Consider the following 22,834-nt stretch of genomic DNA (forward strand, 5'->3'; position numbering starts at 1 on the left):
GTTGTTATGCGGCTGATTCATGTTCAGCATCCCAGCCAGGAAAGACCAGTACAGCCGGATGGCAATTCAGTGCTCTCGCCAATACTTTGGCTCTTTCAACTCCGAGTTGAATACGATTATTTTCAATAGCGGAGATCGTTGACTGCGGAATACCAGTTAATTCAGCCAGTTCGTTTTGGCTGAGCTCCTGCAATTCGCGCAGGATTTTAACAGATTCTCCTACGGAAACATCGATGCGTTTTTTGGCTTTGGAATACTCTCTCATGTTACTTCCTCCGATAATCGTGAGGTGTCACGCTTACAACTTCGACGAGAATTCTATCTTTCTCTACTTTGTATATGACTCTGAATTGTTGATTTAAACGGGATGACCTATGCCCTTTCCAATCCCCGCTTAACGATTCGTCGTGAAACCCCTTGATTTTACGTAACCCCTGAGAGCCGGACAGGCTCACGATATCCTTCCATTTCTCGTACCGTTTAAGTACGTCGTTTGGTATTGAACCAAGTTGTTTGGGAACGCGCCTATGTTCATATATGGACCACATACCATTATTAGTATATATACCAATAATGGTATGTCAATGACATTTTTACGCATAACGTTACCCATAAACCGAACAAACCAAGCGCAACGAAATGAGCTCCAGCAAACGCCTTGTTAGCCCTTATTTGGAAATACGTTTTGTCCTGTAAGGTTCATTATGGATACCTCACCCATTTCCAATGAGTCGAGGCAATTATAAGCACCTCAACCATCTCCGATGTCCGTGGGGCTTTAGGTTTTTGCGTTTATATAGGCATCTGTGGCTGATAATTTCACCACTCAAAGATACCCTGATGACACTGGGACAGTGGAATAGGGTACTCATAATGAAGCTTGAAAAGCTTCTATGAGCCACCCTACGGGGGTTCATTATGCTGTCTCACAGGATCCTGTCGGCTCCATTGTGAGTACCCTACGCTTCCAGCGTCAGGGCAACCTCAACCATCTCCGATGGTTCGAGGCATAAAAAACGGGCGCCGAAGCGCCCGTTGAATTCAACCACGAGGGTCGAGAGGTTTAGCTTTTATTATTTAGTGGATACAAACTCCGGATAGGCCTCGATGCCGCATTCGGATTGATCGACACCTTCGTACTCTTCTTCCTCGCTGACGCGGATTCCCATCACGGCCTTGATCACGAACCAGGTTACGAGGCTGGCAGCAAAGACCCAGATGAAGATGGTCAACAGGCCGGCGAACTGGCCGCCGAAGGTTGCGCCGCTGTTGGTCAGTGGTACGGCCATAAGCCCCCACATACCGACGACACCGTGAACCGAGATGGCACCGACCGGGTCATCGATCTTCATCTTGTCGAGAGCGACAATCGAGAACACGACCAGAGCACCACCGGCAGCACCGATAAGGGTGGCAGACAGCGCGGTTGGTGTGGAAGGCTCGGCAGTGATGGCGACCAGGCCAGCCAGGGCACCGTTCAGGGCCATGGTCAGGTCGGCCTTGCCGAACATGAGCTTGGCGATGATGAGCGCGGCAATGACACCACCGGCGGCAGCGGCATTCGTGTTCAGGAACACCATGGCCACGGAGTTGGCGCTTGCCATATCACCCAGCTTCAGCACCGAACCGCCGTTAAAGCCGAACCAGCCCATCCAGAGGATGAAGGTCCCCAGCGTGGCCAGCGGCAGGTTGGCACCTGGAATCGCATTGACGTGTCCGTCTGGGCCGTACTTGCCCTTGCGCGGGCCAAGCAACAGTACCCCGGCGAGTGCGGCTGCAGCACCGGCCATGTGCACAATGCCTGAACCTGCAAAGTCGGAGAAGCCGAAATCATCACCCAGGCTGAACATGCCGAATACTGACTTGCCACCCCATGTCCAGGCACCTTCCATCGGGTAGATGAAGGCAGTCATGACAACGGCGAACAGGATAAAGGCCCACAGCTTCATGCGCTCGGCAACGGCACCAGAGACGATAGACATGGCGGTTGCCACGAACACCACCTGGAAGAAAAAGTCAGAGGCGCTGGAATATACCGAATCCCCACCGAAGCCGTTTGCCGCCGATGCGGCAAGCGCATCCTTGGTCAGGTTTTCGCCACCGGCGATGCCTTCAAGGAACAGGCCACCGTCATACATAATCTCGTAACCGACAACCATGTATGCCGTACAGGCAATCGCAAACAGGACGACGTTCTTGGTCAGGATTTCCGTTGTGTTCTTGGACCGGACCAGGCCCGCCTCCAGCATCGAGAAACCTGCTGCCATCCACATTACCAGCGCGCCGCATACCAGGAAGTAAAAGGTATCGATGGCATACTGCAATTCAAAAATATTATTTTCCATCTTGCTTACTCCTGTTGTTAAAGCGCTTCCGGACCGGACTCGCCAGTACGGATGCGGACGGCCTGCTCCAGGTCAAAGACAAAGATCTTGCCGTCACCGATCTTGCCGGTATTGGCAGCCTTTGAAATGGCCTCAAGCACCTGTTCAACCAGATCATCATTGATGGCGACATCAAGCTTCACCTTGGGCAGAAAATCGACGACATATTCCGCCCCGCGGTATAACTCGGTGTGCCCCTTCTGACGACCGAACCCCTTTACTTCTGTAACTGTTATCCCCTGCACGCCGATTTCGGATAGCGCTTCCCGCACATCATCGAGCTTGAAGGGTTTAATAATTGCGCTTACTAATTTCATTTTTATTCCTCCTGCCGGTTGGCCCCACTTGCAGCAAGCGGGGCTCAAGCATGGCTAATGTTTAGAAGCTCTTTGCAACGGTGAAGATGAAGCGGTCATCACAAATATTTGCATTACCACAATTCGTACTGTCATTCAGATCGGTATCGGTGTAATCGAGGGCAAAATCAAAGCCGCCCATCGACTTGCTCAGACCGACCTTCCAGTCGTCGTAATCCTGACCATCATCGATATCCTGGAAGCCGTAGTGCAGGCCCAGGGCGAAATCGTTCATCAGCGGAATGTCCACGCCCACGGTGGTGTAGGTCGCGTCGCCGGTGCCGCCGAAGAAGTCACTCGAGTAGTTCAGGCCGGCACTGACCGCGGCCGGGCCGAAGTCATAAGACAGGGAACCATAGACTTCGGTAAAATCGTAATCTCCTGCCCTGGCGGCATCAGAGCTCGGGTAGTCGTAATAGATCACGCCGACGTCATAACCGAGCTTGTTGCTAAGCTCACCAGCGAAACCGGCGTAGTAGTCGACCTCGATATCGGCATCGTCACCAAAGTCCAGGTTGGATGCCCAGATACCGGCATACAGGCCGTTTGATACGGCCATATCGAATCCGCCCTGAACGGCCGGGCCATCTGTCTGGGAAATGCCGCGGAATACATAGTCGGTTGTTAATGCCACATTGCCGCTGAACTCCACCTCGGCCATAGCCAGGCCTGAGCCGGCCATGAGGGTTGCTGCCGCAATGCTTGTTAATGTCTTTTTCATGTCTCTATCTCCTGACGCTTTTGATAAAATTAGGGTCTGCCAAATGAAACCGGGTGGAAGTCGTTTACCACTTGCACTGCTAATTGCACAAGCTATGCCAAGTAATTATTTTTTAATAATTACAATAAGTTATCCAATTCACTGGACGCCATATGGGGAAATACCTGCACCAATAAATCTCAGTGCACAATATTGGTGCCCCGTTTTGGTGCTGAAATAATCGTCACTGTCCAGATTTTTTGGTTACACTTGGGCATCAGTCACACTGGATGGACTTATGAACGAAACACGTAACCTTATAGATGATCTGACACGCCAGTTACGCGAGTCCCTGCCGGACGGCCTGGCAACGGCGCGCGAAGACTTCGACGAGACCCTGCGTCTGGCCATTTCTGCTGCTGTGTCGCGTATGGACCTGGTTACTCGTGAAGAATTTGATGTTCAGGCTGCCGTGCTGGCCCGTACCCGGGAAAAGCTCGAGGCGCTGATAACACGTTTGCAGGAACTCGAAAACAAGACATAAACCGCATGGGCAGGATGCTTGTGCTAACGAACAAGGAAGTCAGGTATGTCGCTTGCTATTGTCTACAGCCGCGCTGCGGCCGGTATCACCGCACCGCTGGTCAGTGTTGAAATCCACATCTCCAATGGTCTGCCCGCGCTCTCGATTGTGGGGCTGGCTGAAACCGAGGTTCGCGAGAGCAAGGAGCGCGTGCGCAGCGCGATAATCAACTCCAATTTTGACTTCCCGGCACGCCGCATCACTATCAACCTGGCACCGGCCGACCTGCCCAAGCAGGGCGGGCGCTTCGATCTCGCTATCGCACTCGGTATCCTCCACGCCTCGGGCCAGCTCGAGGCCCCCGAGCTTGCTGATTATGAATTCAGCGGTGAGCTGGCACTGACCGGACAGTTGCGCTCCATACGCGGTGCCCTGCCTATCGCCATTGCCGCCCACCAGGCGCGTCGCCAGCTTATCCTGCCCGCTGAAAACGCCGCCGAGGCCAGCCTCATCCAGGATGCCAGGCAATATTCAGCGCAACACCTGCTCGAGGTCTGTGCGCACCTGAACGGCACAGCACGACTGCCCGCCCGGCACGGCCGGCCCGATAACTGTCAGCCGCTTCACACTGATGACCTTGCCGAGGTGCGCGCCCAGCATCATGCCCGGCGGGCGCTGGAGATCGCCGCCGCCGGGGGCCATAACCTGATCATGATCGGCCCGCCCGGCACCGGCAAGACCATGCTGGCGAAACGCCTGCCCGGTATTCTGCCGGACATGAGCGAGGACGAGGCCCTTGAATCCGCGGCGGTGTTGTCTGTCAGCTCGCAGGGTTTCGACCCCGACCTCTGGCGTCAGCGGCCCTTCCGTTCTCCGCATCACACCGCCTCGGCGGTGGCACTCGTGGGTGGTGGCAGCCAGCCCCGCCCCGGCGAGATCTCGCTCGCCCATCATGGCATCCTGTTTCTTGATGAGTTGCCTGAATTCGAGCGGCGCGTGCTCGAGGTGTTGCGCGAACCGCTCGAGAGTGGCTATATCTCGATCTCGCGCGCCGCGCGGCAGGCTGAGTTTCCTGCGCGCTTTCAGCTTATTGCCGCAATGAACCCCTGCCCCTGTGGCTATCTCGGTGACCCGGCCGGGCGCTGCCATTGCAGCGTGGAACAGGTCATGCGTTACCGGGCACGGATTTCCGGGCCACTGCTGGATCGCATCGATATGCATATCGAGGTGCCGCGCCTCAAGCACGAACATCTGCATAATAGCGAGCCGGGGGAAAACAGTGCCTCGGTACGGGCGCGGGTACAGGCGGCGCGGCAACGCCAGCTGCAGCGTTGCGGCAAGACCAACCATACCCTCAGCAACAAGGAAATTGACACCTGTTGCCGGCTACGGCCTGACGACGCCCTTCTGCTCGAGAGCGCCATCGAGAAGCTTGGCCTTTCCGCCCGCGCCTGGCACCGCATCATCAAGCTTGCGCGTACGATTGCTGACCTGGCGGGGAGTGAGGACATTGCCACCCCGCATCTGCAGGAAGCTATCGGTTATCGTCGCCTTGATCGGCCCCTTCGCGGCCGGGGATAAACTGCAATCGGTTGCGTTTTGCTTTATCATTGCGTCAGTAAATATTCCCGACATCCTCACTTATGCTAAAAAAGCGACTCCGTATACCGGGCGGTCAGGGCAAGGCGCTTGGCGCTGAACTTGACCTGCCGGAAAATAACAAGCCACGCGCTTACGCCCTGTTCAGTCACTGCTTTACCTGTTCCCGCAACCTGAAGTCTTTTCATGTCATTTGTGAAGAGCTGGCGAAACAGGGTATCGGTGTACTGCGCTTTGACTTTACCGGCATTGGTGACAGTGACGGCGACTTCGCCCAAACCAACTTTGCCAGCGATGTTGAGGATATTATCGCCGTCGCCGATTACATGGCCGCCAACTATGCGCCGGTTAAATTGTTAATCGGCCACTCGATGGGGGGCACGGCCATACTCCATGCCGCCGGCCGGATCCCCAGCTGCACGGCCGCGGTCACACTCGCCGCGCCCGCCGACCCCGGCCATGTCGCGCGCCACTTCATCGGCAAGCGGCCCGAGGTCAACAAGACCGGCAAGGCTGAAATTACCGTAGGCGGCATGCATTTCCAGGTGGGCGAGAAGTTTTTCCAGGACCTTGCCTATCCGGATGACGGCTCCAGTCTGCGCACCTACCAGAAACCCTTGCTAATCTGCCAGTCGCATGACGATGAATTACTCGACTTCCAGCATGCCGAGAACATTTATCGGCACGCCGGCAAACCGGCCTCGATCGTCAGCCTCGAACACGCCGACCACCTCCTCAAGCTCCAGCAGGACTCGCATTATCTTGCCAATATCATTTGCGCCTGGGCGGGTCGTTATCTCTAGGCAATAAAAAACCCACATAAGTGTCGGTATGGTGGAGCAACTGACACTAACATAACCCTTATAAGTGTCAGTATGGTAGAGCAACTGACACTAACATAACCCTTATAAGTGTCAGTATGGTAGAGCAACTGACACTAAAAAAGGCCAGCCGAGGCTGACCTTTTCGAGTTCCCTGACCTTCGTACCGAAGGTTCAGGGCATTACTTGCCTTCTTCCACTATATATTCCACGGCAGACTTGACGGCATCGTCAGACAGGGCCGGGTTACCACCCTTGGCCGGCATCACGCCCTTGTCGCCGGTGAAGCCGTTGATGGCGTGGCCAACCAGCACATCCATGCCCTTGGCAATGCGGTCTGACCAGGCAGCCTTGTCACCCAACTTCGGCGCACCGGCGGCACCTGTACCATGACAGGCAAAACAGGCAGAAGCATAAACATCCTTGCCACTCTGCTCGGTAGCCGCAACCTCGTCACCCCCGGCTGCTGCCGTATCGCCGGCTTCAGTCACTTCGGCAACCGGTGCAATCCGCTCGGCAATTGCCGAGTCATCAGCCTCACCTGTGGCTGACTGGTCGTTATTATAGAAACCGCCCGTCATGAACTGTGCGACGACAAAAATCAGTATGGCAAACGCGACCAGACCCAGAATAAACTGCGTCAGGGTCTTCATTACATGGCTATCTTGCTGTCCCATGGTCTTTCCCCTTGAAAATGTAGGCTACAGTGGCCGCGAACATGGCCACCAGTGAAAAATCAGGGCCAGAGTATGCCACAATCGGGCCGTCATAAAATACTAAACTACGGAAAAATAAGTGATATACCCATCAAAGATAGACGTCGCGAGTCCACAACGGTATGCTTGCCACGCTCCGGTCATTCCTGTGGCCGGAGAACGAAGTTCATCCCGAGATAATACAGGGGTTATCACGAATAACCCTTCTCGTTAACCGGGAATAAGCTCTACATTATGCGCTCGTAGCTCAGCTGGATAGAGTGTTGGCCTCCGAAGCCAAAGGTCGTGGGTTCGACTCCCGCCGAGCGCACCATTTAAATCAAGTAGTTAGCGACAATCTAACTTCACCGAAAATTGTCTGTGCCCATATTGTGCCCAGCGAAGACCTCATTCTTAACCGGGTTTCCACTACAGGGGTAATTAGTAGCTTTAAGTTATGAGCTCAACGTATCTCACTGGCCCGGAACGCCCTACTGAAATGGAAAATATTGGATATACTCCTGGCTATATACAGAAATTCAAGAGTCAATAAATTCCATACGTACTATGCCTCACAAAAAAACAAATTACTCCACTAAACGGTTAATTTATATTGGCATAATTTTAGCGGCGCTTATCTCTCTCTATTTCGTACTCGAACAAGCAGGGGCGCTGGCCTTTCTGGAAAACACTGCCAACCTGAGGCCATGGATACAACAACAAGGACCCGTCGGCCCTTTTCTCATTATCGGCTTAATGATGATTGCCATCATCATGAGTCCTGTACCAAGCGCACCGATAGCGCTGGCTGCCGGGGCAATTTATGGCCATACCATAGGCACAATCTATATTGCCATTGGCTCGGTTCTTGGTGCAACTGCTGCATTTTATATTGCGCGAATTTCAGGCATTGATGTTACGCGTAAATGGCTGGGTAATAATTACGGAAAAAGTTTGAGCGGCACCCATAACATGCTTATGTTTATTGTATTTATTTCGCGTTTATTACCCTTTATTTCTTTCGATATGATCAGCTATGCGGCGGGGGTCACCTCATTGAGTTACTGGCGTTTCGCGATTGCCACACTTGCCGGAATTATTCCGGCAAGTTTTTTATTAGCCCACTTTGGCAGCGAGCTCGCCACCGCTGAAAGCCAACGCATCGGATTAACGATATTGTTACTTAGCGCCATATCACTCATCATTTTTGTTATTAAACGATTCTCAGACCACCGGAAATAATTCTCTCGTAATCAGTAAGCCTCTTTCTTATCATTACCAGAATCACCTCTCATCGCCAAAAAAAACCGGTTAGATTGCTGATGGCGAAGGGCTGTGGCCAATATGTGAACATCGTCCACAGCCCTTAATGCTGCTTAATCAATAATTGTGACGCCGCGCATGGTGTGTGACCACCACCTTCTTTGCCGCAGCCGCATCTATGTTTAGCATCTCGGAAAATCCGGCTGACCGCACTTTGGTATTGCGGCGTCGGTAATCACCTCCAATGTCAAGCAAAAGGCGATCATCAGCCCCAAGAACCTCGATGTGTATATGTCCGTATATAGGGCCTCTGCCTGCAATTTTTCGTATTACCTCACCACGCACGCGCAACGCAGACTCTATTTGTGTGACTGTGACGTTGCCAACACTCGCCAACCGGGAGTCGACTTTTTCGATGATAATACTATCGGTAACAGAATCTTCAATTCCTGCAAACATTGCGCATCCACTCAACGTAATGGTTGACAATAATATGGATAAATAACCTTTCATTCGCATCTCCTGATGCTTTATCCGTTATGCATGTTGTCTATGTTCAAACTATCCGATTCGGTTAGCTATCTTTGGCGTTCCGATAAACCATACGATATAACGCTGGCAGCACCAGCAAAGTAAGCAGGGTCGATGACACAATGCCGCCGATCACTACAGTTGCCAGAGGTCTCTGCACTTCAGCACCAGTGCCAACGTTCAGGGCCATAGGAACGAAACCCAGGCTGGCCACCAGCGCGGTCATCAGTACCGGGCGCAAGCGTCTAAGCGCCCCCTGCACAATGGCAGGTTCCAGTGCCATGCCTTGAATCCGCAGGTCGCGTATGAAAGACAGCATTACCACGCCATTGAGTACCGCGACGCCGGAGAGAGCGATAAAACCCACTCCTGCCGAGATAGACAGTGGCAGGTCACGCAGTGCAAGAGCGGCCACGCCACCGGTAAGCGCGAGCGGCACACCACTGAATACCAGTGCCGCATCTTTGATTGAGTTGAACGCCATAAACAACAGTCCGAAGATGATCAACAAGGTCAGTGGCACCACTACCGAGAGTCGTTTAGAGGCAGAGATAAGTTGTTCGAAGGTGCCACCATAATCCAGCCAGTACCCGGCGGGCAATTGCACACGTTCACCGACTGCACTTTGCACATCGGCAACGAACCCCCCGAGGTCACGGTCACGCACATTAGCAGTCACCACGATGCGACGCTTGCCATTCTCGCGACTAATTTGATTCGGTCCCTGAGTGAATGAAATATCTGCAACCTCACCCAATGGAATGCTGTGCGGCGTAACACGAGCCACTCTCATCACATCTGCATCGCCACTCACCTCATCACCACTATCTTCCGGTAATCGTATGGGCAGGCGGGACAGATGCTCCAGGTCGGTACGCAACAATTCAGGCAAGCGCACCACCAGATCGAAACGGCGATCTCCTTCAAACACCTGGCCTACCTTCTCGCCGCCCATTGAAATGCGCAGGGTTTCATGCACTGCTGTGACATTCAGTCCGTAGCGAGCCAGCCGTTCGCGGTCAGGCATCACCATTAAGGTTGGCAAACCGGTGGCTTGCTCGATACGTACATCTGACGCACCGGGCACGGTTGCCAACACTTTTTCTACCTGTTCTGCGAGTTCCACCAGCGTATCGAAGTCATCCCCGTAGACTTTCACTGCGAGGTCCGAACGCACCCCGGAGATTAACTCGTTAAAACGCATCTGGATGGGCTGGGTGAATTCATAGTTATTACCAGGAATGGCACGCGCAGCCGCAGCTAACTCTTCTACAAATTGTGCCTTGGGCTTGTCCGGATCCGGCCATTGCTCACGCGGCTTTAACATAACGAAGGTGTCAGCCACGTTCGGCGGCATAGGATCAGTAGCCACTTCAGCTGTGCCTAGTTTGGCGAATACATGTGACACTTCCGGGAACTCGCTTATTCGTGATTCCAATGCCTCTTGCATCGCTACTGCCTGAGAGAGGCTGGTACCGGGAATGCGCAGGGCATGCACAGCCATGTCGCCTTCGTCGAGGTTAGGCACGAACTCGGCACCCATGCGTCCGGCATAAATTGCCGACACGACCACCAGACTGATGGCCACCATGACTACTTGCCAGCGATTGCTTAAAGCCATATATAATGCAGGCTCATATGCACGACGCAAACCCGCCATCAAGCGATTGTCATGTTCTTTGACTTTTCCACTAACGAACAGGGCCACGGCGGCAGGGACTGCGGTGACGGACAATACTAATGCTGCCAGTAATGCTGTTACTACGGTAAAGGCCATCGGGTGGAACATCTTGCCTTCGATACCAGTGAGGGCAAAGATCGGGAGGTAGGCGATCAGGATGATCAACACACCGAATACACTCGGCCGTACCACTTCGACGGTAGCCTCGCGCACCAGGCGAAGACGCTCCTTCAGATCGGGCAAGGAACCGTGCATACGCTGGTAGGCTGCCAGCCTCGTCAGGCAGTTCTCGACGATGATTACCGCGCCGTCCACGATCAGGCCAAAGTCCAGTGCCCCCAGACTCATGAGGTTGGCAGACACCTGCGATTCCACCATGCCTGTGATGGTCATTAGCATTGCTGCAGGGATGACGGCGGCTGTAATCAGTGCCGCTCGCCAATTACCAAGCAACAATAATAATACTATGATCACCAACAGCGCCCCTTCGACAAGGTTCTTCTGCACAGTTGCGATGGTCTTGTCTACTAACGTGGTACGGTCATACAGCGGGGTCAGCTCCACCCCTTCAGGTAGCGAAGGCTTGATTGCCTCAAGACGTGCGGCTGTCGCCTGTGATACCACGCGACTGTTTTCACCGACCAGCATGAAGACAGTACCGAGTACCACCTCCTTGCCGTTCTGGGTGGCTGCACCGGTACGCAATTCGTGTCCCAGGGTGACCGTGGCAACATCGGCGAGCAGGATCGGCACACCGTTGCGCATGGCGACGGCAAGACCCCGGATTTCATCCAGGTTGGCCAACTGGCCCGGCGAGCGGATCAGATACTGCGCGCCAAAACGCTCGATATAACCCGCTCCAGTGTTCAGATTATTGCGCGCTAAAGCTGCCATCAGGTCTTGCAATGTCAGGTCGTGGGCCAGCAATTTGTCAGGGTCAGGCAGCACATGAAACTGCTTGGTATAACCGCCGATGGTGTTGACCTCTACTACACCCGGGGTCTGGCGCAATTGTGGTCGCACAATCCAGTCTTGTACTGTGCGCAGCTCCATTGGCGTCAGTTCCGATCCCTCCCTGGCCGCAACCGTGTACATGAAGATTTCGCCCAGGCCTGTAGCGATAGGCCCCATCGCCGGTTCAATTCCTTGCGGCAGGCGCTCCTTTACTTCTATCAAACGCTCACTAATCAACTGGCGTGCCCAATAGATATCAGTCCCATCCTCGAAAACCACGGTAACCTGAGAGAGGCCGTAACGTGATACTGAACGCGTCTCGGTTAACCGCGGCAAGCCAGCCATCGCTGTCTCTATAGGAAAGGTGATGCGTTGCTCTGATTCCAGTGGCGAATAACCCGGGGCCTCAGAATTGATCTGCACCTGAACGTTAGTGATATCCGGCACGGCATCAATGGCCAAACGGCTAAAGTTGTATATTCCCAGGGCCATAAGCCCGAGGGTGATCACCAATACCAGCCAACGGTGGGCCAGTGAGGCGGAAATGATACGATTCAACATCGTGCTACTCCTCAGTGGTCGTGACTGGCACCGGACTTTTCAATGTCCGCCTTGATTAGGTAACTATTACTCGTGACATATTCGGTGCCGGGTTTGAGTCCTCCAAGTACCTCAGCCCACTCGTCATTTTGACGACCAAGCTTCAGCATACGTACTTCGTAGGTATCTCCAATGCGGGCAAATACAACCTGGAAATCGCGAAAGCCCTGAATAGCTGACTGACGTACAGCCAATGCGACAGGGTGTTCAGCTACTGTTAACTGTCCGCGAACGAATTGACCGGGACGCAGTTGACCATTAACGTTGTCCAACACCACTCGTGCCTGCACACTCTGGCTGGCATGAGCCGCCAGTGGTGATACCCACTCGATGCTGCCGGTGATACTTTTCCCATCAAGTGTTTCAATGGTTACATCCTGTCCCGGTTTAACCCGCGACATATCACGGCTGAACACATCCAGCTCTACCCATACCTGAGATAGCCCGGCGACTACAAATAGGGGACTATCACCCGTTATTGAGCCAACCTGAACATCACGGCGCAGAATCAAACCATCAATAGGTGCTTTAACCGAATAAACCTGAAGACTTTCGTTACTCTGCACCGTAGCCAGCACATCACCCTTCTTGACCCGTTCGCCAAGATTACGATTAACACGTTGTACAACGCCGTTAAAACGAGCGCGTACCTGAGCCATGCGTGTTGGGTCAACCTGTACACGCCCGGTGAGTGACAGGGTTTCCGTCAGCACTGCCGCCCCAGCAGGCTCTGTTTCAACACCTGCCTGTTTGGCCATAACCCCGGGGATTACTGTGCGGCCTTCATAACTCGAAAACTTCCATTGATATGACTTATCCTTGTATCTTGCGACGATAGATACATCAAAAGAATGTGGTTCGGCGACCTCAGGCTGACCGCGCTGATACTCCATTAGCGGTTCAAAGGTAAATCGATCAACCTGACCGTCCAGGCGAGTCAGCTCAACCTGCAGGTCAATTGCATCAGGTGCCAGGGCCTTACCGCCATTGTAGGCATAGACATGAAACTCTGGAGGGACACCTGTCTCGTACAAGGTCAACTCGATAGCGAAATCATTTTTTGTAAAAAGCTTGCCGCCGTGAGGACCTTTGGGGATCTCTACAACAGAATCCTGGTGCAATTCTTCTGCATGATCATACGAATCGGTGTTATTTATTATTAGCCAGATGCTAATAGCGGCAGCACTCACTACCAGCAGGGTAAGAAAGTTATTGCGGTTCATGGGTTAACTCCGGTAGCAGGTGTAGCGCCAATAAGGCGAATGATTTCAATTCCGATCATGTGATGTTCAGTAGCTGCGGACAGAATCTCGCGACGCGCTTCCAGCAATATTTCCTGCGCTGAGGTTAATTCCCACAATGAGTAACGACCGGCGGTATAACCCCGGCTGTAATCGGCCAACGCCTTTTCAGCAGCCGGAATAATACGTTGTTGATAAACAATTAGTCGGTCACGGGCATGCAGCAATTCCTGGTGAAGTTCAAAAAGCGTAGCACGTAAGGCCATATGCTGTTGTTGAGCCAAATATGGCTCTCGTTGTTGTAAATTTTCAGCTTCAGATACATAAGGTCGTGCGCGTCCACCACTACCCAGGGGCATGCTCATGGACAGGGTGAGCCCAAGGTTGTCACTGGCATTGAAATGACGCATGCCAACCTTAATATCCACATCGCTGTTACGTTTGGAGCGAGCCAATTGTAGCCGCGCATTGGCCAGGCGCTCTGCAGTGGCTAGACGTGCCAGTACCGGATTTTGTTCAATGCGTTGTTCCAGTGTCGCGTAATCTGGCTCATCATGAAGTCGAAAAAGATCAGCCTGCGCACTACTAAAACCGGGCTCCAACTCCCCCCAAAGCACAGATAACTGCCGACGGCCATTGGCAAGTAAATGCTCTGTTTCCTCCCGGGCCAGCTCTGCTTTTGCCAGATTAATTTGTGCCCGGCTACGTTCCGCCTCTGGCGCCTTGCCTATCTCGTAGCGTCTCTCTACCGCCTGCAAGGTACGCTGCATCAACGTAACCTGCTCTTCACTCAGGTCTCGTTCACCTTGTACCCGGACAATATCGAGAAAACGTCTCGCCGCATTGCTAAGCAAGTCCAGACGCCGTGCATCTTGCTCATGGTGCAATACACCGAGTTCGAAGCGAGCAACTTCACCACGCAAGTGAGCCTTGTTTCCCAGCTCCAGCACACGTCCCAGACTAAGCGTGGTTTCCAGGTTTCTGCTACCACTAACCCCGTTGCCGCCGGCCAGATTTTCAAACTCGACACCCAACTCCCATGGTGAAGTTAGACTCCGTTGCCTAACGCGGTCGGCTGCCGCATTGCTATCAAAATCAGCAGCCTGTAACTGTGGATTGTTTTCCAGAACCATCGCAATGGCTTGGCTCATTGTTAATGGCTTTTCCGCCGTCATGTTTGGGGCGGCTGTAGCAGATACCACCCAGATCAGGGCACAAGCCCCTAACAATAATCGCATGGATACACTTCCTTAGACCGTCAGTCGGCCCAATTAATAAGTGAACAAACGGCACCGACACAACTGCTGGTGTTCAACAGATGTTCCCGGTCAGTACCGAAGAATCAGAGAGATGTTTGTCAGGATTGCGGCGGGGCGCGTAGAAGAGGTGTGCTAAAGGGGATTAATGGCGGACGAGTTTTACCCGGTGTTGGACGTGGCAAGCGCTTGTTACGCGTATCAAGCGTAATCAGTAATGAGATGAAAAGCAGTAATGCAAGAACAGGAAACTGCAGTTTGTAGGACTTAATCGTGATATCAGAAGAATGTTCAATGGTATGTCTTTCATCATGATCATCAGGATGCTCATCTAAAGCATTAGCACCTGAATAAAAATGCGTATCCAGAACGTGCGTCGTTGCAGGCATACCTGCGTCATTCATTGTGTCAGTATGATGCAAGTGATAATGGTATGGAAACAACACCAATGACAGAAAGGCCAGCATCAGTAACCAGCTGAATGCTTTCTTTGGGGTAGTCATGCTGCGCAGTGTAAGGTTCATCGTTAATTATGGTTAAAATTCCAGTAAAAGGAGATTAAGTGACAGAGCAGGACTATGTCAATCCCCCGAGTAGATAGAATCTAAGACTCAAACTAATCAGGAAGGTTCCTACTATGTTTTACATATTTTCGTCATCCGTGGTGAGAGCGTTCAAAATGCTGTGTCAGCGAAACTGTCTAAATATCCAGCACGTTATCTATCCGGCCTTCGAAATATATCACTAGTTCCGATAACGTTAACCTCACTACTGTCCCACATATCAACCAGGGCAATATCATTAATGTTATAGCGTCGCGAGCTGGTATCCAGTAAGCAACTGATTAAGCAATGCAATCAAGCATTAAGGTTCCGGCCAACGCAGGTATGACGAAAATATGGGACAGCAAACGACTTATGGGTGAACCCGTTATTACAGATAACGTACATCATTATTCTCCTCCTGGTTTAGGTCCATGTTTTCATTCTGATTTATGATCATGATGCGCATGGGTTTCTGCCGCTGCCCGACGGCCGAGAAAAACACCTTCAAAAACCAGTATCAGTACCATGGCAGCACCAGCCACGCCGACAACCAAGAAATCCGAAGCCAGCTTGTACCAGACAAACCCTGCGAGCACGACGAAATCCAGCACAATGGCTGTGATGAGGACCCATATCCTGGCCCCAATCTCTTTGCGTAAATAGCGCAGTACGCCCCAGTGAACGGCGATATCCATGACCAGGTAGAAAATGATGCCTAGCGCCGCAATTCGCGTCAGATCAAAAAACGCCGTCAATGCCAGACCCAGTAGCACGGTGTAAACCAGAGTGTGCTTTTGAATAGTGCCTGGCATGCCGAAATGACTGTGGGGCACCAGTTTCATTTCCGTGAGCATGGCAAGCATTCTTGATACCGCAAAAATGCTGGCAATGATTCCGCCAGCTGTAGCCATCATTGCCAAAATCACTGTAAACCAAAGGCCATACTCTCCCAATGCCGGCTTTGCGGCTGCGGCCAACGAATAATCTCGCGTGGCGACAATCTCACTGAGTGACAGGTTACTGGCAACCGCTAAGCCTACCAGGGTATATATGACCACGCACAATGCAATTGAAATCGTAATGGCCCGACCAACGTTGCGATGGGGGTCCTTAAGCTCCGATCCACTATTGGTAATTGTAGTAAAGCCTTTAAACGCGAGAATGCCCAGCGCCGTGGCAGCAAGAAAGCCGGTGGTCGTTGACTCGGGGGTTGGTTGTGTGAAATCCACCGCGAGGCTGTCTGCCAGCCATACACCAACCACGCCAAAAAGAATAATGCCACTGATTTTCAGAAAGCCAATGAATGAGGCTACCCCTTCAATCAGGCGGTTCCCGGACAAATTAATAACGAAGGCCACGAGCAACAGGCCAACACCCAGCCCCGGAACGAGTATGCTATGATCGCCCGCTTCAATAAGCTGAACTGTGTATGATCCGAACGTGCGGGCCAGGAAACTCTGAGCAATCACCATGGAAAAATACATTAGCAATGCATTAAAAGCAGTCGCTAGGGAGCTACCATAAGCCTTGTAGAGATACATGCCGATACCACCTGCCGATGGAAAGGCGTTAGACATCTTCACGTATGAGTAAGCGCTGAATGAAACGATCAATGCAGCCGAAAGAAATGCCAAAGGGAACAGCACCCCGGTCATCTGGGCCATCTGACCGGTCAACGCGAATATCCCGGCACCGATCATTACACCCGTGCCCAGGGACACAGCCCCAATCAGGGTCAAGCTATTAGCCTGATATTTCGTGGTTCGGTCCTGCGGGTCTTTCACTATATCGCCTATGTTGCCTAACTTGTTAATCGGTGTGTTAGTTCTCTCTTTTTACCAGCTTTACGCAATTGACACAGAATTTCTAACGCTCCAACATTAAATGCCACTATTATCCACGTGCAACCGGCATGCTCTTTTGCCATTATTCACTCTTTTTTCTGATTACCTTCAGCTATAAATATCATGATTCCAGTTCCTTGCGTCGCCGATCAAACTCTTCTTCATCTATTTCGCCACGCGCATAACGCTTCTTTAATATCTCCATTGGTGACTCATCTTGCGTGGGTTTACTACCACTGCCACCCGTATTACTCATCGCCTTAACAACTACAACGAGAATAACAATCAACAATATCCAGAAGATCCACATAAAGCTTCCGCCAAAAAACATTCCTCCACTACTGTCCATCATAATTTACCTCACTATTATCTAGAGTTTGACACTACGTAAACGCAATGCATTGGTTATTACTGATACTGAACTGAAACTCATTGCCGCCGCCGCGATCATCGGGGATAGCAACAAGCCAAAGAATGGGTAAAGCACACCTGCAGCAATCGGCACACCTGCTGAGTTGTAAACAAAAGCAAAAAACAGGTTCTGACGTATATTGCGCATAGTGGCACGCGAAAGGCGGCGTGCCCTGACTATCCCACGCAGATCGCCTTTGACCAATGTTATGCCCGCACTTTCCATGGCGACGTCAGTACCGGTGCCCATTGCGATACCTACCTGAGCCTGTGCAAGTGCCGGTGCATCATTAATACCATCACCTGCCATGGCTACCACTCTGCCATCGGCCTGGAGTTGCTTGATGATCTCGGCCTTCCGTTCAGGTAGAACTTCAGCATGTACCTGATCGATATCGAGCTTACCAGCTACCGCCTCAGCCGTTTTCTGACTGTCTCCTGTCAGCATGACGATCTTGATACCTTCGTTATGAAGATCACGAATGGCTTCAGCAGTTGTATTCTTAATGGGGTCCGCTACGCCAATCAAACCGGCTGCACTGCCATCGATGGACAAAAACATGACAGTCTGGCCATCTGCCCGTTGGCTGTCTGCCAACGTCGGCAGGTCCCCAACCTCTATACCCAGGCTCTCCAGCAGTTTGAGATTCCCCAGCGCTACAATGTGACCATCAACCTTGCCCATTACTCCCTTCCCCGTCACTGACTGAAAGTCATCTGTCGGAAATAGATCAACACCCCTATCATCCGCACCGCGAACAATAGCCTCTGCCAGTGGGTGCTCACTGGCCCGTTCCAGACTGGCGGCCAGAGCCAAGGCCTGCTGCTCATCAAAATCGCCTGTGGTGGTAACGGCGACCAGTTTCGGCTTGCCCTCGGTCAGGGTTCCGGTTTTATCAACCACCAGAGTATCAACCTTTTCCATAATCTCGAGAGATTCAGCATTCTTGATTAACACTCCTTCAAGCGCGCCTCGACCGGTACCAACCATAATCGAAATAGGCGTTGCCAGGCCAAGCGCACAGGGGCAGGCAATAATCAATACAGCAACCGCATTAACCACTGCATAAGCCAGTGCCGGTTCAGGCCCCCACAACCACCAGACGAAAAATGATACAGCGGCAATCAGTACCACAACGGGTACAAAAAAGCCTGCGACCGTGTCGGCCAGCTTCTGAATTGGCGCACGCGAACGTTGCGCTTCAGCCACCATATTAACTATCTGCGCCAGCAGGGTATCCGCGCCCACCTTTTCGGCACGCATCAGTAGACTGCCTGTGCCATTAATCGTCGCACCAATCAGCCGGTCATCGACCGTTTTTTCCACCGGAACAGGCTCACCCGTCACCATAGATTCATCGACATTACTCGTACCGTCAATCGTTATTCCATCAACCGGCACTTTCTCTCCAGGCCGGATACGCAATACATCACCAGGATGAACCTGATCCAGCGGGAGATCCTCTTCAGTACCGTCCTCGCGAACAATACGTGCTGTATTAGGTGCCAGACCAAGCAACAATTTGATAGCCGCATTCGTGCGTGAGCGGGCTCGCAATTCAAGCACCTGTCCTAACAGAACCAGCACGGTAATCACCGCGGCCGCTTCAAAATAAACAGCGACGGTACCGCCCTCATGCAGCATATCAGGGGGAAATATCTGTGGTGCCAACAAAGCAACTACGCTGTAGATCCAGGCGACCGATACACCAAGCCCGATCAGGGTAAACATGTTCAGGTTCCAGGTCCTGACAGAATCGACGCCCCGTACAAAAAATGGCCAGCCACCCCACAACACAACCGGTGTCGCGAGGAAAAATTCAATCCACTGCACAGTTTTAAATGACAAGCCTTCCGGTAACCAGCCCGGTACTAAATCCGCGATCATTGCCAGAATAAAAACAGGGATCGCCAGAATCAAACCTACCCAGAAGCGACGACTCATATCGACAAGCTCTGAGTTATCTTCTTCGGCCTCTACGGTACGAGGTTCAAGTGCCATTCCACACTTTGGACAAGCCCCCGGACCTTCCTGCACGATTTCAGGGTGCATAGGGCAGGTAAACAATACCCCCTCATGGGCATCAATTTTTTCCTGACTGGCTGAAGCCTTTTTCAGATACGTTTCCGGACTTGCCTCAAATTTATGCAGACAATGTGTACTACAAAAAAACCAGTCTTTTCCTTCATAGCTGGTGTGATGTTCCGATGCTTCGGTAACATTCATTCCACAAACCGGGTCATGCAATTTATTATTCTTTTTTATGTTCCCTGTCATGTCCTTGTGCTCCTGGTTTAATAGTTAAAATACTCTCGGAGTTTGTGTTCTGTGGGTTGCCGCCGATAAATGACTTTACCATCAACTATCAAATTTGGCGAATGTCTAATATCCAGCTTCTGGCACAAATCCATTTCATCTTCCGCATAAGCCACGCGATGCCCGATACCGAGGTTATCTATTTCTTTAGACAAATTCGCACAATGGCTGCAATCTCGGGTTGCAATAATCATTACTTCCATTCTCATCTCCTTTATTGTTGGCTAACGAACAAGTTCAGCAGTTAAATATGTTTCACTTTCAGTGTTAGACCCTTGATACCTACAACCTTGACAAGATCACCCTTCTGCAACTTATCCGAAGACTCCGCCTGCCAGATTTCGCTATGCACCTGCACACTGGCTATATTATTCTCTACCTCTATCACCTCACCAACACTTTGTAAAATTTCTTCTGAACCGGTCTTGACAGAACGTTTCATCGCCCGAAACACCAGGAGGTACACCCATCCGGATAGTATAAGAACCGCGCTATATACAGGCACGGCTGTCGACACAGGCCACAACCAGAAGAGTGGTATCGCCAGTAACGGCATCAGCAGGATAAGATGACACACGGTCATTTACTCCAAATTAATTAATCACTCGGCTGTAACAGCTTAGTCTTTCACTATGGCCATCTGATGTGCTTCACCTGCGGGCAACTTGATTTCACCAATTACTTTCAGGCTCTTCTGATCCACTACCCAGATAATGGGTGACTTCCTGCTGGATATGTATACTTTCCCCGTACCGTGAATCGTATTCAGGTGATACGGCGCAGGGGAAAGCGTAATCGATTTTTTGGTGTCAGTCCGTGTATCCACCGCAACCAGCTTGTCTTCCTTCTTGCTCGTCACAAACAAGGTATTTCCATCATCGCTGATATCCAGACCATGTACACTCTTGCCGATATCATAGGTTTTAACTACGTCGCCCTTTTCCACTGACACAACAGAAACCTTGCCAGCACGCGGATTTGCGACATAAATGGTCTTTTCATCTGCTGAAAAAACCGTATGCTCAGGTGATGGCCCCGCCTTCAATTCTCGTATCACTTTCCATGTATCAAGATCGATTTCACTGATAGTGCCATCCCCGCTATTACTGACAAAGGCCTTCTTGCCGTCACGTGTCACGAGTGTGTAGTTTGGTGCCGCACCTGTCGTTACTGTCTTCACTACCTGATTGGTCTGCATATCAACTACACTGACATTACCGCGGATAGGGTGCGTCGAAATTACATAGCGTCCATCCGGGGTAATCGCTTGATGATGTGTCCAGCCTGCCACCGGGATTGTTGACATCACGTGACCGTGTGCCGGGTGTATAAGGAACAATTTACTGTTCGGTTTATCCTTTGCTTCCCCGGGTTTAAGTGCTGTTTCTTTCAGGCTGCCCGCTACCAGGTATTCGCCATCTGGTGTTGCAACGAGGCCGTGCGGGTTATCAACGCCATCATACGTTGCGGTAATCGTATCCTTCCCAGCATCGACAGCTATAACCTGGTTGGCCGTACCTAACGGGATATATACGGTTGTGTCCGCATTTGACATAGCGGCAATCGCCAGCAGGCTGAGCCCAAGAATATTCAATTTTGTATAGTGCATCGTTTTTCTCCTTAAAAAGTCATAAACTGTCAAAAGTTCTTGCGCATATATAAGATAATCTTTTGTATGTCTTTATCCGTAAGTCGCGGGTTCCCGCCTAAAGGCGGCATCATCATGGCACCATCTCGTTGTACGCCTTCACGAATTGACCTGGCCAATTGCTTATCATCCTGCAACAACGGACCATTGGCTCCTGACAGGTCTTTTACACCGGGCATAACCGCCTCGCCATCCTCACCATGACAGACCAGGCAGGATTGCTCATACAATGCCTTACCGGTCATTTTAACCGCGCCACGTCCAATATTCCCTTCTCTGGTTTCCGCCTGCACAGTCCCAATTTGGGTCAGTTGTATAAGCAGGACAGCCACGGCTGTCCCTGTAATACTGATAAGGCCATATCTAAATAAATTAAAATTCCTCATGATGGATTCCTTTTAGAAACCGTAGGTGAGTTGCAACAGAAATCTATCATCGTCAGTCGACGCTCCACGTTGCCCATTATTTGATTCAAAGCCAATCTTGGCGATCGCATTGCTGGCAAACAGGTAATTGGCACCACAACCCCATTGTTCCTGATCCTGTGAGGCATGCGGGCTGTCATAGTCACCGTACCTGGCGACCACTTCCCACTTCGTTGGCAAGAATTTATAAGCAGACTGCATGTGCCATGTTTTGAACGTTGCTGCATCCGGTGCGGCGCTGGCTTTCTTTGAACCTACGCGTTGACGAATATTTTCACCTCGAAAATCCCACGCACCGTGCTGGTAAGCAGCATCAAACCCATAGGCTTGATAGTCACGTAGCAGGCTTTCTTCACCTTCCGGACCCACATCACCAAATGCTGCGGAAATACCAAACTCAAGCATTGGAACTGGCAGGATGCCAAACCGACCGCCCCAGGCCAATTCACCATCCGCATTACTAGCCAGACCCTCTGACTCAATCGCTTCAATCTCACCTTCCATTGAGTCAATCTCAACCAGTGGGCCATTACCAACATAAGCGGCATAGTTTGCTTGACCTTGCTCCATTATCGAAAACCCACCGCGTAACTGGGCACCGACCTCTGCCAATGGTGCGGCCTGATCATGGCCGAATCCAACAGGTGCTGATGCAAACCTGTTTATCCAGGTTGGGTGCAGATTCTGTCTGAATTGCCCGAGTGGACTTAAGAATTTACCAGCCACCAAAACAGCATAATCATTGATCAACCAGTCGATCGTGGCATATTCAAGTGCCACCCCGGTGCCACCATCATCTTCAACCTCAACTTCCAGCTCTGCCTCCACCATGAACAGGTCTTTGTACTGATAATGAAAAATTGGATTAAACGTCACCATGTTGAAGCTGCCCTCATTACGTTCTTTATCGGTGTATCCGATAGCCCCGTAACCTGCAAGATGCACACCGGAGTCGGCAATCTTCCATTCACTACTTGCCTTAGCTACTTCTTTTACTTCCTCCTTCACAGAATCCACCTCGGCCTTGCTCGCCATAGTCT

Annotated in this window: 23 protein-coding genes and 1 tRNA gene; 5 read left to right on the forward strand and 19 right to left on the reverse strand. The window is 51.5% G+C overall.

Annotated elements, in window-relative coordinates; all coding sequences use genetic code 11:
* Positions 1-4 precede the first annotated feature (4 nt).
* From RQ738_RS01205 to RQ738_RS01225, 5 genes are all read right to left on the reverse strand, one after another.
* The gene (locus RQ738_RS01205) at positions 5-265 is read right to left on the reverse strand and encodes a helix-turn-helix transcriptional regulator (protein WP_314161553.1); all 261 of its coding nucleotides are present in this window, start codon (positions 263-265) and stop codon (positions 5-7) included.
* Between the two features lies 1 nt (position 266).
* Positions 267-548 (reverse strand): type II toxin-antitoxin system mRNA interferase toxin, RelE/StbE family, encoded by a 282-nt coding sequence (locus tag RQ738_RS01210; RefSeq protein ID WP_314161554.1) that lies wholly within the window; start codon positions 546-548, stop codon positions 267-269.
* A 525-nt stretch (positions 549-1,073) separates the two neighbouring features.
* Entirely contained in the window at positions 1,074-2,345 is a 1,272-nt protein-coding gene (locus tag RQ738_RS01215) for an ammonium transporter (protein WP_314161555.1), read from the reverse strand.
* A gap of 17 nt (positions 2,346-2,362) precedes the next feature.
* On the reverse strand, positions 2,363-2,701 hold the full coding sequence (gene glnK, locus RQ738_RS01220; RefSeq protein ID WP_314161556.1) for a P-II family nitrogen regulator: 339 nt from the start codon (positions 2,699-2,701) through the stop codon (positions 2,363-2,365).
* Positions 2,702-2,762: 61 nt separating this feature from the next.
* Positions 2,763-3,461: a TorF family putative porin gene (locus tag RQ738_RS01225; RefSeq protein WP_314161557.1), complete on the reverse strand. Its 699-nt coding sequence runs from the start codon at positions 3,459-3,461 to the stop codon at positions 2,763-2,765.
* 277 nt (positions 3,462-3,738) lie between these two features.
* Between RQ738_RS01225 and RQ738_RS01230 the strand changes: the two genes are divergently transcribed.
* The 3 genes from RQ738_RS01230 (at position 3,739) to RQ738_RS01240 (ending at position 6,365) form a co-directional block, all read left to right on the forward strand.
* Positions 3,739-3,984, forward strand: coding sequence for an accessory factor UbiK family protein (locus RQ738_RS01230; RefSeq protein WP_314161558.1), 246 nt, complete (start codon positions 3,739-3,741; stop codon positions 3,982-3,984).
* A gap of 45 nt (positions 3,985-4,029) precedes the next feature.
* Positions 4,030-5,544: a YifB family Mg chelatase-like AAA ATPase gene (locus RQ738_RS01235; protein ID WP_314161559.1), complete on the forward strand. Its 1,515-nt coding sequence runs from the start codon at positions 4,030-4,032 to the stop codon at positions 5,542-5,544.
* 62 nt (positions 5,545-5,606) lie between these two features.
* Positions 5,607-6,365, forward strand: coding sequence for an alpha/beta hydrolase family protein (locus RQ738_RS01240; RefSeq protein WP_314161560.1), 759 nt, complete (start codon positions 5,607-5,609; stop codon positions 6,363-6,365).
* Between the two features lie 200 nt (positions 6,366-6,565).
* Here RQ738_RS01240 and RQ738_RS01245 read toward each other — a convergent pair whose 3' ends face one another.
* Complete coding sequence (locus RQ738_RS01245; RefSeq protein ID WP_314161561.1) at positions 6,566-7,060, reverse strand: c-type cytochrome; 495 nt, start codon at positions 7,058-7,060, stop codon at positions 6,566-6,568.
* Positions 7,061-7,335: 275 nt separating this feature from the next.
* Here RQ738_RS01245 and RQ738_RS01250 point away from each other — a divergent pair.
* A tRNA-Arg gene (locus RQ738_RS01250) sits at positions 7,336-7,412 on the forward strand.
* Positions 7,413-7,645: 233 nt separating this feature from the next.
* Positions 7,646-8,320: a TVP38/TMEM64 family protein gene (locus RQ738_RS01255; RefSeq protein ID WP_314161562.1), complete on the forward strand. Its 675-nt coding sequence runs from the start codon at positions 7,646-7,648 to the stop codon at positions 8,318-8,320.
* Positions 8,321-8,458: 138 nt separating this feature from the next.
* Here the strand turns inward: RQ738_RS01255 and RQ738_RS01260 are convergent, their stop codons facing one another.
* The 13 genes from RQ738_RS01260 to RQ738_RS01320 form a co-directional block, all read right to left on the reverse strand.
* A complete protein-coding gene (locus RQ738_RS01260; RefSeq protein WP_314161563.1) occupies positions 8,459-8,854 on the reverse strand; it encodes a hypothetical protein in 396 nt (131 codons plus the stop codon).
* Positions 8,855-8,915: 61 nt separating this feature from the next.
* Complete coding sequence (locus tag RQ738_RS01265) at positions 8,916-12,068, reverse strand: CusA/CzcA family heavy metal efflux RND transporter (protein ID WP_314161564.1); 3,153 nt, start codon at positions 12,066-12,068, stop codon at positions 8,916-8,918.
* Between the two features lie 11 nt (positions 12,069-12,079).
* A complete protein-coding gene (locus RQ738_RS01270; protein WP_314161565.1) occupies positions 12,080-13,330 on the reverse strand; it encodes an efflux RND transporter periplasmic adaptor subunit in 1,251 nt (416 codons plus the stop codon).
* On the reverse strand, positions 13,327-14,586 hold the full coding sequence (locus RQ738_RS01275) for a TolC family protein (RefSeq protein ID WP_314161566.1): 1,260 nt from the start codon (positions 14,584-14,586) through the stop codon (positions 13,327-13,329). Before RQ738_RS01275 ends, RQ738_RS01270 begins: the two co-directional genes overlap by 4 nt.
* 119 nt (positions 14,587-14,705) lie before the next feature.
* Positions 14,706-15,128: a hypothetical protein gene (locus RQ738_RS01280; RefSeq protein WP_314161567.1), complete on the reverse strand. Its 423-nt coding sequence runs from the start codon at positions 15,126-15,128 to the stop codon at positions 14,706-14,708.
* A 458-nt stretch (positions 15,129-15,586) separates the two neighbouring features.
* A complete protein-coding gene (locus RQ738_RS01285) occupies positions 15,587-16,933 on the reverse strand; it encodes an APC family permease (RefSeq protein WP_314161568.1) in 1,347 nt (448 codons plus the stop codon).
* A 181-nt stretch (positions 16,934-17,114) separates the two neighbouring features.
* On the reverse strand, positions 17,115-17,345 hold the full coding sequence (locus RQ738_RS01290) for an SHOCT domain-containing protein (protein WP_314161569.1): 231 nt from the start codon (positions 17,343-17,345) through the stop codon (positions 17,115-17,117).
* Between the two features lie 18 nt (positions 17,346-17,363).
* A complete protein-coding gene (locus tag RQ738_RS01295) occupies positions 17,364-19,682 on the reverse strand; it encodes a heavy metal translocating P-type ATPase (protein WP_314161570.1) in 2,319 nt (772 codons plus the stop codon).
* Between the two features lie 17 nt (positions 19,683-19,699).
* Entirely contained in the window at positions 19,700-19,924 is a 225-nt protein-coding gene (locus RQ738_RS01300) for a thioredoxin family protein (RefSeq protein WP_314161571.1), read from the reverse strand.
* Positions 19,925-19,965: 41 nt separating this feature from the next.
* The gene (locus tag RQ738_RS01305; protein WP_314161572.1) at positions 19,966-20,304 is read right to left on the reverse strand and encodes an NfeD family protein; all 339 of its coding nucleotides are present in this window, start codon (positions 20,302-20,304) and stop codon (positions 19,966-19,968) included.
* 36 nt (positions 20,305-20,340) lie between these two features.
* The gene (locus tag RQ738_RS01310) at positions 20,341-21,330 is read right to left on the reverse strand and encodes a cytochrome D1 domain-containing protein (protein ID WP_314161573.1); all 990 of its coding nucleotides are present in this window, start codon (positions 21,328-21,330) and stop codon (positions 20,341-20,343) included.
* 29 nt (positions 21,331-21,359) lie between these two features.
* Positions 21,360-21,755 carry a cytochrome c gene (locus RQ738_RS01315; protein WP_314161574.1) on the reverse strand — a complete coding sequence of 132 codons (396 nt, stop codon included), beginning with the start codon at positions 21,753-21,755 and terminating at the stop codon, positions 21,360-21,362.
* 12 nt (positions 21,756-21,767) lie between these two features.
* Positions 21,768-22,829, reverse strand: a complete 1,062-nt coding sequence (locus RQ738_RS01320; protein WP_314161575.1) for a hypothetical protein — start codon at positions 22,827-22,829, stop codon at positions 21,768-21,770.
* Between the last annotated feature and the right edge of the window lie 5 nt (positions 22,830-22,834).

Origin of the sequence: Sulfuriflexus sp. (assembly GCF_032250955.1) — a bacterium.
In the GTDB taxonomy this organism is placed as follows: Bacteria; Pseudomonadota; Gammaproteobacteria; order AKS1; family AKS1; genus Sulfuriflexus.